Origin of the sequence: Pseudomonas sp. CCI4.2 (assembly GCF_034350045.1) — a bacterium.
Classification (GTDB): Bacteria; Pseudomonadota; Gammaproteobacteria; order Pseudomonadales; family Pseudomonadaceae; genus Aquipseudomonas.
This window is the reverse complement of record NZ_CP133781.1, coordinates 1416858-1429293: the sequence shown is the minus strand read 5'-3', so window position 1 is coordinate 1429293 and position 12436 is coordinate 1416858. Positions and strand designations below refer to the sequence as shown.

The 12436-nt window shown below is 55.4% G+C and carries 8 protein-coding genes; 4 read left to right on the top strand and 4 right to left on the bottom strand.

Annotated elements, in window-relative coordinates; translation table 11 throughout:
* Positions 1–26 precede the first annotated feature (26 nt).
* Entirely contained in the window at positions 27–1577 is a 1551-nt protein-coding gene (gene tssA, locus RHM65_RS06305) for a type VI secretion system protein TssA (RefSeq protein ID WP_322166796.1), read from the bottom strand.
* Positions 1578–2113: 536 nt separating this feature from the next.
* Between tssA and RHM65_RS06300 the strand changes: the two genes are divergently transcribed.
* The 4 genes from RHM65_RS06300 to RHM65_RS06285 all read left to right on the top strand — a co-directional run bounded on the left by RHM65_RS06300 (position 2114) and on the right by RHM65_RS06285 (position 5996).
* Positions 2114–3727, top strand: coding sequence for a T6SS phospholipase effector Tle1-like catalytic domain-containing protein (locus RHM65_RS06300; protein WP_322184501.1), 1614 nt, complete (start codon positions 2114–2116; stop codon positions 3725–3727).
* A gap of 2 nt (positions 3728–3729) precedes the next feature.
* Positions 3730–4386 carry a DUF2931 family protein gene (locus tag RHM65_RS06295; RefSeq protein WP_322171288.1) on the top strand — a complete coding sequence of 219 codons (657 nt, stop codon included), beginning with the start codon at positions 3730–3732 and terminating at the stop codon, positions 4384–4386.
* A 12-nt stretch (positions 4387–4398) separates the two neighbouring features.
* A complete protein-coding gene (locus RHM65_RS06290) occupies positions 4399–5055 on the top strand; it encodes a DUF2931 family protein (RefSeq protein ID WP_322171291.1) in 657 nt (218 codons plus the stop codon).
* Positions 5056–5453: 398 nt separating this feature from the next.
* Positions 5454–5996: a sterol desaturase family protein gene (locus RHM65_RS06285; protein WP_322166798.1), complete on the top strand. Its 543-nt coding sequence runs from the start codon at positions 5454–5456 to the stop codon at positions 5994–5996.
* Positions 5997–6531: 535 nt separating this feature from the next.
* On the opposite strand, the gene RHM65_RS06280 is transcribed toward RHM65_RS06285, so the two are convergent.
* Genes RHM65_RS06280 through RHM65_RS06270 form a run of 3 tightly spaced genes read right to left on the bottom strand, consistent with a single transcriptional unit; the run spans position 6532 to position 12412 of the window.
* Positions 6532–9684 carry an efflux RND transporter permease subunit gene (locus tag RHM65_RS06280; protein ID WP_322166799.1) on the bottom strand — a complete coding sequence of 1051 codons (3153 nt, stop codon included), beginning with the start codon at positions 9682–9684 and terminating at the stop codon, positions 6532–6534.
* The gene (locus RHM65_RS06275; RefSeq protein WP_322184500.1) at positions 9681–11159 is read right to left on the bottom strand and encodes an efflux RND transporter periplasmic adaptor subunit; all 1479 of its coding nucleotides are present in this window, start codon (positions 11157–11159) and stop codon (positions 9681–9683) included. Before RHM65_RS06275 ends, RHM65_RS06280 begins: the two co-directional genes overlap by 4 nt.
* Entirely contained in the window at positions 11156–12412 is a 1257-nt protein-coding gene (locus tag RHM65_RS06270) for a TolC family protein (protein WP_322184499.1), read from the bottom strand. The genes RHM65_RS06275 and RHM65_RS06270 overlap by 4 nt, the downstream gene beginning before the upstream one ends.
* Between the last annotated feature and the right edge of the window lie 24 nt (positions 12413–12436).

The following is a 12436-nucleotide window of genomic DNA, read 5'->3' as shown; positions in this document are numbered from 1 at the left end:
CTCCTCTACAGTGATGACCCGAAGGCCTAGGGCAGTGCGACTTCGATATCGAGGTGGCAAAGCCGTTGAAAGATGTCGTCCTTGCGCTCGCGCAACAGGGCGTTCTGTGGCAACAACTCGCAGCAGCGGTACAACAGATGCAAAACTTGCAGTGCGAGGTCCGGCTCCCAGGCCGCAAGTCCGGAGCTCAATAATTGTTGATCGAGGATTTCAAGCTGAGCTTTGGCCAAGTCGTATTTCTTGGCCTGATGGCACAAGCGAGCGAGGCTCAGTTGCCAGAAGAACCGCACCCGCCCTCCCTGAGCAGCCTGTAGCCCCTGCTTGAGAAGTTGCACGGCAGGTTTGAGCCCATCCCTTCGCAAAATGGGCAACGCCTCTTCGTAAGCCTCTTCCCAAGCCGCGTGCTGACTGTCGCTTTGTACTGTCATCGGCGAGCTGGCAGCTTGGAGATGCACTAAAACGTGGGCGCTGATCCAACTACGGGTTTCGGCATCGGCGAAGGGCACGCCGTCATGAAACTTCAGATCAACCACTGCGGGCAGGCGCTGTAAGAACAGTGAGAACTGCAACTCCACTTCGCGCATGGCGAGGTCCGCGTTAAGCCCCTGCTGACACTCCCAGGCCATACGCTGACCGTCGAACCAGAACGGCGATGCAGAAATACTTGCCTCAAGGTCCACCAGCAGATCGGCGTACGCCCCTTGAGAAAAGCGGTCCTGATAGGTTTTTAGTTTGTCTGCCGGCGGCCCTCGCAGCGCGGTGACCTGCTCAGCGTTGCGTTCGGGAAGCGTATCGATAGGCAGCCACAGCAATGTCCGGTTGAGGCGCAAAGCGCGAATGTCGGTGGCTTTCTGGCGCAACCACCATGCACACAAAGTGCGGGCATTTTCCTGCTGGCCACGCAGCGCTTTTTGCGCTTCTTTCTCGTTGTTGACGGGTGAACCCGGTGCAAAGAGTTGGCTAGCCACCTGTTTGATCTGCGCAACAGTGGATTCCACGGGGCCGGGCAAATTATTAACGGCGCGATCAATCATCAGCTTCAGGCGCCGACACAGCGGCAACATCAAAGGCGCGTCATCCGCCAGATGCAACGTCAGCAATGTTTCCAGCCCATGAAGGTATTCCAGCAGCAGTTGGAACAAGGGCAATTGCTCCTTGATCGGAACGCTCTCCACCAACACCTGATCCATACGTGGCAACAGCCAACTGAACGCTGCTGCACGGGTGCGCACCTTTAGCGGATGAACCGCCTGCCAATGGTGCTGGCACAGGTGATAGAGCATGCCGACGCCCGCCATCAAACCGGCAAATGATTCCTTCTGGTACAACGCCCACACCAGCCACGCCCCTACACGCAGGTCTTTGGACTGGGTTTGCAAAATCGCTTCGCTCAGGTCAAGCACCTTCTGCCAGTCGACCTTCATGCCCTCTTCCATGGACTGAGCTTTGTTGAGTTCAAGCTCCAGCGCTTCGTATTCGTTTGAAAACCGGATGTCCTCGCCGCAGAAGTTGTCTTGGGCGATGGGCGTTTTAGCCACAACAAGGTAATAGGCGGAGCGTGCGCTTGAATAGGTCATCCGAGGCAACGGTCTTTAATGCAAGCGTAGTCATGCCGAAGTGCATCAGCACTTGGCGGAGTTGTATCAAGATGATTGGTTGGAGTTGCGTTAAGCACGTTACATTTATCGTACGTCATACTGGGCACCTCGGGCGATAGGTCGGATGATAAGAGCGATGAAAAACTAAGTCTGTAGGATTTTTTACTTTCTAATGTCGGACGAGTCCGGTGAAATCGCCGAAACTTCTTACAGCGGCTGCCGATACTTGCAACTCGCTGTTGTCTGTAGGAAATGTCCTGCATAAACATCGGAAACTAGAGCTTTATAAATAGCGTAAATCCACTTGTCTAAAGCACTTAATCGTCGTATTTTTCCGCAACCAAATTATTAGTACTTATGTATCTATACACTGACTGCCTGAACTTCAGTGTTGGGGCGGTTGCACCTATAGCAGCCTCATTTGTCTTAAGTGCGCCATTTTGAGCAACAAGTGCGCAAATAGTTGCGCAGTCTAAAACGGCTAGTGTTTGAACAGTTATTCAGGAGTACCGCTTGTGGAAAAACACGACCCCAATTCCTGCCGGGTATGTTTGGCGAACCGGCCTAAAGAAATGACGCCTCAGCAACTCGCCGCCCGCGAAGAAATGCAAAAGCCCTTCCTGGCGGCAATTGCCCAAGGAGAGGCTCACCGGCAAGAGGTCTATCGCAGGGTGGAGGAACAGAAAAAACGCGAGCGCGCAAGCAAGGTGCCGGTCTTCTTGACCATTGGTGTGTTCTTCGATGGCACCTGCAATAACGCCAGCAACACCGCGCAAGGCATTATGTGTGGCGCGCATCACCCGATTCAGCCGCAAGACCTCGACGCCAGTTGCAAGCCGTACATGGCGGATCCAGACAGCAGTTATGGGAATGATTTAAGCAATGTAGCGAAGTTGCATGATCTTTATCACGCACCCATAAAGTTGGAGCAAGGAGAGCTGTGGGAGCAAAGTTCGTACGCCTACCGAAAAATCTACGTCGACGGCATTGGAACCTTGGGGGGCGAAAAAGACAGTAAGCTCGGTTCAAGCCTCGGGCGTGGTGAGACTGGCGTGGCAGAACGTGTGCAGTCGGTTTTCGGTGCGATAGGTCGGGTAGTTAATGATATTTATGAATTGGATACCCACAACGAAATCACCCATATCATCTTTGACGTCTTCGGTTTCAGTCGAGGCGCCGCAGCGGCCAGGCACTTTGCCACAGAAGTCGCCAAAGTTCGCAACGGTCCCTTAGGCGTTGTGCTCAACAGCTATAAGATTGCGTTCAGCCCGAAATTCATGGGCCAATACAAAAAACACATCCGCATTGGCTTTATTGGCCTGTTCGATACCGTGGCGGCTACGGGTGGGTTGAGTAACTTGCTGAATATCAGCAGTTCAATTACCCCTGGGTTAAACATCGCGTTGCCACCGTCAGACTTCAGACACGTGGTGCAATTAGTAGCCCGCGACGAGTGTCGAGACAATTTCGCCCTTAATAAAATAGGCCCCGATCATCCTGAAATTATCGTGCCCGGAGTCCACTCGGACGTTGGAGGCGGCTATCGCGCCGAGGCGGACGAATGCGTGCTGATCACCCCCATGCAGGCGCTGACGGTCGCGGAAAACTGTGACGTAAAAACCACGTCCATTTACCACGACGCGCTGCAGGCCAAAATGCACATGATAGCTAAAGGCTGGCCCGCTGAGATGCTGGAGATTATTACCCCGCCCTCTACGGAGTTAGCGATCGACCCACAGGATCGACACGCACCTCGGCAAAAAAGAGTGTTTGCGGGCTTGCAACTCAAGCGAACAGTTCGCGGAGAGTTATCGCGAGTTTATTTGCGGGTTATGCATGAGCTGGCGAAGCAGAAAAAAGTACGCTTTACCAATATTGAGGAGTTAGATCCAGATTACATCCTTCCCCCAGAGCTCCAGTCGCTGTGTGACCAGTTTGTCGCAGGTGAGTACGGTACCACTGCGGCCGAAGAGGCGCTTTTAAAACGGCGCTATATCCATACCTCTGCTCATTGGAACAACCCCGTGACTAAGCGAGATGGGACAGGCCTAAAGCTTTTTTACTTTAATGCACCAACTGCAAATGGCATACGCGTCCAACACCCACACGCAATCAAAGGTGAACGATGAAGATCAAGAAGTTGTGGGCATTATTGGGGCTAGTTCTGATCGCAGGATGTCAAGCAGCAGACCCATTGTCTGGCGTAAATGACCCCCATCACCCTTGGTGGGATTTACGGTTTTCTGCACCGTACTATATGACGGGTTGGGTCGAGATGAGCGCGGTGGTGGATATCAATAACCGATTCTTCCCACGCCGAGGTGGCGGCGGAATTGGTATTGAAGTTTTCCAGAACGACGATATCGAAGATGCTAGAGGATGGTCGGATACCGGCGGAAACGGAAGTTTTGTCACCGGCGCCGATCTCCCGAAACGGGTCTTCGTGCGCTGGCAATCCTCGGTTGAGCCCCAAACCTACCAAGGCTGGATAGAAATCCCGGAAGAAGCCCGACAACTGATGCGCCACTCCATCGCTCGACGCTGCGCCAAATACCCTGATCGCCCCGCTTCCTGGCACCCCAGCATGACCTTGGGACTTGCCCCCGGCGGTATTGTTCAAGTGTGGGTGTGGGACGAGTGTTTACACCGAGTCGCCTTTAACCGCGCTCAAGTCGAAGTCGAGCCTTTAGGCCCGTATCTGGGTAAATCAAACGGGCATTACTTTCAACAAACCAAAGATTCGAAGCAATACGTCGAACGCTTCGGCATTCCTTACGGCAGTTGGTGATCCCGGATGATTATCAGAAAACTCGTCGCATTACTGGGTCTAGCTCTGATCGCAGGATGCCAAGCCGCAGACCCATTGTCTGGCGTAAATGACCCCCATCACCCATGGTGGGATTTACGGTTTTCTGCACCAAGGTATATGACGGGTTGGGTCGAGATGAGCGCGGTGGTGGATATCAATAACCGATTCTTTCCACGCAGAGGCGGCGGCGCTATCGGCACCGGAGCTTTTCGGAACGACGGCATCGAATATGCCCATGGATGGGCGGATACCGGCGGAAACGGAAGTTTTGTCACCGGCGCCGATCTCCCGAAACGGGTCTTCGTGCGCTGGCAGTCCTCGGTCGAGCCTCAAACCTACCAAGGCTGGATAGAGATCCCGGAAGAAGCCCGACAACTGATGCGCCACTCCATCGCTCGACGCTGCGCCAAATACCCTGATCGCCCCGCTTCTTGGCACCCCAGCATGACCTTGGGACTTGCCCCCGGCGGTATTGTTCAAGTGTGGGTGTGGGACGAGTGTTTACACCGAGTCGCCTTCAACCGCGCTCAAGTCGAAGTCGAGCCTTTAGGCCCGTATCTGGGTAAATCAAACGGGCATTACTTTCAACAAACCGAAGATTCGAAACAATACATCGAACGCTTCGGCATTCCTTACGGCAGTTGGTGATCCTACCGCATCTAAAAAAGTATCATTACTCCAAATTTAAGGAGCATCACATGAAAAGAATGACCTTTCTTATTTCAAGTTTATTCTAATGGCCTGTTTTCATCAGGAACAGACCTCAGCTAACGATCTCATCGGTAATTAATACTTGCAACACGTGATGGAAATGGCTTCACAACTGTCGCTACAGAAAGGTAATAACTTTGAAGCCGTCGTTGAATAGAGGGTTCACAGGGGTGTTATGTCAAGACGCCTAAACGCCAGGTACTGGAGTAACGAACTTCGTTGCCGCTGTTGAATATGTGTAAGAGCAACAAAGTGCTCAGGAATCACACACATCTCGGTTTCTGAATCATTTTTGAAATAACTCTGTTAATTTTGTATATAAGGAAAAGACACTCATGGCTACATCCAACAAATGGCTGATGTCCTCGTTTGCCTATTATCTCGACTTCTTTACCGTTCCGCTGTTCGTCTTCCTCATTTTCTGCATTGCACCTTTTCATCCCGGACAGGCGCTGGCCGGGCTATTAGCATGGTCGCTGGTCGAGTATTCGGCGCACCGTTTCTTGTTTCACTCGTTGTATCGCCGGGAGCATTGGACCCACCATATTGACGTGCTCGCTTACATCGGTATTTCCGGCTGGAAGACCAACTCGGTGAATGCCGTTTTGTTATTGCTCGCTTGGCTCACCGGCTTAACCTCCGTTTTTGCCGGGTTGCTGATCGGCTACTTCTGCTATATCTCGTTGCACTATGTGCTGCACCGTCCTCAACACTGGGCCTACCGTTTCATTCCTGGGCTGGTTGCGAATCACAACTTGCATCATCGCAAGGGAATAGAGAAGAATTTCGGCGTGACCTCTCCACTTTGGGACCACGTCATGCGTACCTACGTACGAACTGAAGTTACTGACACTGTCGAGGAAGATTACATGGCGTAGCACCGGACGAGCCTGGCTGAACTATATCGCTGATATGTCTCAGAGTGAGCCATGGCTACGTAAAGGCCGATATTAGTGAGTTGGCCGTTGAGCTGTACCGCTGTACTTTTGGTATCAAGCGACTGGTGGTATTGCTGTTGAAGCCTACCTAAGAGTTAGTCGAAGAATCGCTTAATTTTTCTTTGACTCTGTCTTGTAGGTTTTACGCATCTCAGATCGGATCTCTTTTATGGCTCAGATCAGCGGAGCGAAATAAGTCGTGGAGCGATTTGGCGATTTGGCGAAGCTCTGCGGCTAATGTGGATTTCATATTCGTAGTCTCAAAGGGTAGCGTTTTTATATCTAGTCCCTTTTAGGTGGATTTTCAAGGAGGCGCGGCAGGGACGGTGCCGGCAGCTAGGCAGCTAGGCAGCTGGCGCTCAAACCCTAGCGCCAGGTAGGGAGACAGATATGGCTGAGTTTCCAGATCTCCAAAAGCAATTGATGCTTTAAAAAACTAGGCAGCAAATGCGACCTCGTTTTCTACATTTTCTATTTACGCATTAACTTCCTTGTCAGGTTCAGCTAAGAGGCGCCGACGGCGCATCAGGCGATAGGCGGCCGGGATGACAAACAGAGAAAGTAAAGGTGCCGTGACCATGCCGCCTACCATGGGCGCTGCAATGCGGCTCATTACTTCGCTACCGGTACCGCTGCCCAACAAGATAGGTAAAAGGCCTGCAATGATAACGACCACGGTCATGGCTTTGGGCCGAACGCGCTGCACAGCGCCTTCACGAATCGCAGCCACCAGCCCGCGCTCAGTGCTGTCGCCAAGGTCTTCACGTTCAGCCCAGGCGTTCTTCAGGTAGAGCAGCATGATCACGCCAAATTCGGCAGAAACACCGGCCAAGGCGATAAAGCCGACACCCGTGGCGACCGACAGGTTGAATCCCAATAGATAGAGAAACCAGGCCCCTCCAGTCAGTGCGAATGGCAGAGTGGCCATGATCAGCAACGCTTCATCAAAGCGAGCGAACGTCAGGTAGAGCAGCACGAAGATGATCAACAGCGTGGCAGGTACCACCCGTTTGAGTCGTGCGTTAGCCCTTTCGAGAAACTCGAACTGTCCTGAGTAACTCAGGCTCATCCCAGGTTGCAACTTCACTTGCTCACTGACTACCCGGCGTAGATCGGCGACTACCGAGGCAATATCCCGTCCACGCACGTCGATATACACCCAGCCTGAAGGTCGAGCGTTCTCACTCTTGAGCATGGGCGGACCATCGCTGACCTTGATCTTCGCCACGGTACCCAGGGTGATCTGGCTACCCAGAGGGGTGTAAATCGGCAACTGCTCCAGAGCCCCGAGCGAGTCACGCCACTCTCGAGGGTAACGTACGTTGATTGGGAAACGAGCCAGTCCTTCAATCGTCTCCCCGACGTTTTCACCGCCGATTGCGCCGGCCACGATCGACTGCACATCGGCGATATTCAGTCCATAGCGGGCCGCAGCGTTACGATCGATATCTACGTCAATATAACGGCCACCGGTCAGTCGTTCGGCCAACGCTGAACTGACACCTGGCACGTCCTTGGCCACACGTTCGACGGCTTGGGTGACGGCATCGATCTCCGTCAGGTTGGTACCGGCAACCTTCACACCAATCGGGCTTTTGATACCGGTAGCCAGCATGTCGATGCGGTTACGAATCGGTGGTATCCAGATGTTGGTCAACCCTGGGACGCGCACCACTCGGTCAAGCTCCTCCACGAGCTTTTCCTGGGTCATCCCTGGGCGCCACTGATCACGCGGCTTGAACTGGATGGTGGTCTCGAACATCTCCAGCGGTGCCGGATCGGTGGCGGTTTCGGCGCGACCCGCCTTACCGAAAACGTGTTCGACTTCGGGCACCGTTTTGATCAGGCGGTCGGTCTGTTGCAGCAGTTGCGCCGCCTTCTGCGCCGACAACCCCGGCAGGGCGGAAGGCATGTAGAGCAGATCACCCTCGTCCAGCGCAGGGAGAAACTCGCCACCCAAGTGAGAGATCGGCCAAAGCGTACTGAGAAAGACCAGTAGTGCAACCAACAAGGTGATTTTGGGCCGACGCAGCACCGCGTCCAGGGCCGGCTGATAGATCCTGATCAACCAACGGTTCAGTGGGTTCTGTTGCTCAGTGGGAATTCGTCCACGAATCCAGTAGCCCATCAACACCGGCACCAGAGTCACCGACAGTCCGGCCGCCGCCGCCATGGCGTAGGTCTTGGTGAAAGCGAGGGGGCCAAACAGGCGGCCCTCCTGCGCCTCCAGGGTGAACACCGGAATGAACGACAGGGTGATGATCAACAGACAGAAGAACAGCGCCGGCCCTACCTCAACCGCGGCTTCGGTAATCACATGCCAGCGATGTTCGCCCTTAAGTTCCTCGTCGGGATGGGCCGCATGCCAGGCCTCGATCTTCTTGTGGGCGTTTTCGATCATCACCACGGCGGCGTCGACCATGGCACCAATGGCAATGGCAATCCCTCCCAAAGACATGATGTTGGCGTTAATCCCTTGGTGACGCATGACGATGAAGGCAATCAGCACCCCAACTGGCAGCGAGATAATGGCTACCAGCGATGAGCGCAGATGCCACAGAAATATCCCGCAGACCAACGCGACGACAATGAACTCCTCGATCAGTTTGTGGCTGAGGTTTTCCACGGCACGGTCGATCAGCTTGCTGCGGTCGTAGGTGGTGACGATTTCTACCCCGGCCGGCAGACTGCCTTTGAGCTCGTCGAGTTTGGTCTTGACCGCCGCAATGGTTTCTCGAGCATTCTTGCCGCTGCGCAGAATCACCACGCCACCAACCGTTTCACCTTCGCCGTCGAGTTCGCTAATACCACGACGCATCTCTGGCCCCAGTTGAATTGTGGCCACATCGCCAAGAGTCACTGGCACGCCACCAGCCCCGAGTTTTAGCGGGATAGCCCGAAAGTCATTCAGTGTCTTCAGGTAACCGGAAGCGCGCACGATGAACTCGGTCTCCGCCAGTTCCAGCACAGCACCGCCGGTTTCCTGATTGGCCTTGCCAATCGCCTCGGTCACCTCAGACTGCGTGATGCCCAGGCTGGCCAGCTTGAGCGGATCGAGCTGCACCTGGTATTGCTTGACCATGCCGCCGACGGTGGCTACTTCTGCCACGTTCGGCAGGGTCTTGAGCTCGAACTTGAGAAACCAGTCCTGAAGTGCGCGCAGCTGCGCCAGATCATGGCCACCGGTGCGATCCACTAGCGCGTATTGATAGATCCAGCCCACCCCGGTGGCATCTGGTCCCAAGGCCGGTTTGGCCGTAGCCGGCAAGCGGCTTTGTACCTGGCTCAGATACTCCAGTACGCGTGAGCGAGCCCAATACAAATCGGTACCGTCTTCGAACAGCACGTAAACGAAGCTGTCGCCGAAGAAGGAGTAACCGCGTACGGTTTTCGCTCCCGGTACCGAGAGCATGGTGGTCGCCAGCGGATAGGTCACCTGGTTCTCGACAATTTGCGGCGCTTGCCCCGCGTAGGGGGTGCGGATGATTACCTGAACATCGGAGAGGTCCGGCAGTGCATCGATGGGGGTGCTCTGAACCGACCAGACGCCCCAGGCAGTGACGAACAGCGTGGCCAGCAGGACCAGGAAGCGGTTGGCCACAGACCAGCGGATAAGGGCAGCGATCATGGCTGGCCCCCTAGTTTTTCCAGACGCTCAACGCGCAAACCATCATCGGTTTGGCTCACTGCGATCCGAACCTTGTCTCCCAATTTGAGCCCTTGCATGAGCGCAGGGTCCGCCAGTGGGAAGGTCATGGTCATGCCCGGCATACCCAGCGTCTTGAAGGGACCATGGGCGAGCGTAACGTCTTTGCTATTGATCTGTAGGACTTGCCCCTGCGACTCATGAAGGGCAGCGGCTGTAGGTGCTGGCATTTCCAGCGTGCTTGCGACGATGCCCTTGAGGCTAGCCTCGGAGTCGAGCAGGAACTGACCTGATGAGACCACCTGCTGGCCTTCCTCCAGGCCTTTCAACACCACCGTCTTGCCTTCGTTTTCCTGCCCGAGTTGCACCTCTAGGGGTCGATAGCGACCCGCGTCTTCGGCGAGCATCACCAGCGTGCGTCGACCGGTGCGGATGAGCGCCTCGCTCGGCACCCACAACACGCTTTGCTCAGTCGAGCGATTCAGGCGTACCTGCGCCGTCATACCCGGCCTGAGTCGTCCATTAGGGTTGGCCAGTTCGACCCGCACGCGAACGGTGCGGCTGTCCGGATTGGTTTCGGGAAGAATCGTGCTGACCACGCCTCTGAGCACAGTCCCTGGGAAGGCTGGCAGGCGTGCTTCGACCGTTTGACCGAGGACGATCGATTCCGTCTCCGACTCTGGAACGGCCACGGCTAGCCAGACGCTACTCAATCCATTAACTCGAGCCAAAGTCTCGCCGGCCATCACGGTCATACCCATACGTACATCCAACTCTTGCAGCACACCGCTAATGGGACTGGTGAGCGTCAGGTTCGGCTGGACCTTACCGCTGCGCTCTACCTGGGTAATCAGCGCTGTCGGCATCCCGGTGAGGTGCAACCTTTGGCGTGCAGCCGCCAGCAAGTCAGCATCGCCATTGCGCTTCAATGCGAGGAATTCTTCCTGGGCTGCAGCCCATTCCGGTACCAGGATATCCGCCAATGGCGCATTAGCTTTGAGCACATCGCCGGGAGCACGGGCATAGACCCGCTCAACAAAACCCGAAGTACGCGCCTGAACCACGGCGACATTCCGTTCGTTGAACGCCAGCACGCCGACCACGTCCAGGCTGGAAGTGAGGACTCCACGGGTGACTGTCGCCAGGCGCATGCCGAGATTCTGGGTCAGGCTTGGATCGATGCTGATGGCTGCGCCGTTCGTTGCAGCATCAACGTATTGCGGCACCAGTTGCATGTCCATGAAGGGCGATTTGCCCGGCTTATCGAATTTCTGCTGCGGCTTCATCGGGTCGTACCAATACAGCACCTTGCGTTGGTCTTGTGTCTTGGGACTCTGCTCGGCGAGCGCGTCAGGCATTGCGCTCATACGCTGCTGAGCGAACCAGTAGCCGGCTGCAACGCCTAGGGCAACCGACAAGCCAGTCAACACAGCCGTTTTCCATATTCGAGTGTTCATAGGCTGGTTTCACCGTAATTGAAATACAAGCGCGCATTGGTCAGGGCTCGCTGTTCTTCGATGTCGACCTGTTTGAATCGGGCCTCGATGAGCTCACGTCGAGCTGCGACGACAGCCTTTAGGTCGCCTTTCCCTGCCCGGTAACTGGCCATGGTCAGTCCGACCTTTTCTTTGGCTAGGGGTACCAGGCTTTCCTGACTGCGGCGCACGGCACGATTCAGGCGTTCGTATTCGGCCAAATCCTCCTCCAGTTGCTGGGTTTTCTCTCGCACCATGACTTCACGCTCAGCCTCCAATTGGTTCAGTTCAGCGTGCTTGGCAGCGATCTTGGGATTTTGACGGGTGTCGGGAAACAGTGGCAGATCGAAACTGAACTGCACGCTGACCATGTCACCGAACCGACGGTCACGGTGTTGGTAATCGAGTTCCCAACTCCAGTCGGACTGCTTTTCCGCTTCGGCTTCACGCACCTTGGCTTGCGCCTCGCGAGTCATCGGCACAAAAGCGGTCAGCGCGGGGTGATGTTGCAGTTTGCGGGTGTAACCTGAAGTCTCGACGGGCCATTGCGGCAAACCACCAGTGGGTTCGTCGTTGGCCGCCTGCCCAATCCAGCGCTTGAGCGCAGCCCGGGCTTGAGCACGCAGGCGGACTAGGTCGTCCTGTTGATCCGCTAATTGAGCCGCCTCCTGCTTGGGTGTCACTGCATCGGCAGGTTGGGCACGACCACCGGCGATCTGTGCCCGAATGGTTTCGGTCAACAAACGATTTTCTTGGTAAAAGTCCTGGAACAGGACCTCTTTACGTTCGATGGAATAGCTGCTGATCCAAGCCAGTGCCGTGGCCTGACGGACGTTCAGGCGCTCGACACGACCTTCGGCCGCCGCTCGGTCAACAGCCGCGTCGGCAACGTCAATGCGCGCTCGGCGTTTGTCGCGGTTGGGTACTTCCTGCATGACCCCAACCATCTGCATGGTCATGAAGTCCTGGTCAATACTCCAGCGATTGGGGCCGCCAATGGGATAGTTCTGCAAGCCGAGTTTTAACTTCGGATCGGGCAGTTCGCCGGCTGGAATAGCAGCACTGCTGGCGGCGTGGAATTTGGCGGCTTGGGCGGTCAGTGACGGAGCGTTGTTTTCGGCCAACCGCAAGGCTTCATCGAGTGTCAATGCGCCCGCGAGGCTCGGCAATGCCAGTATGCTTGCCGCCAGGCCGGCCACGAGGGACCAACCTGTGCAATAGCACTTGGAGTTCATGTTCACGATTCCTGTGATGATCCA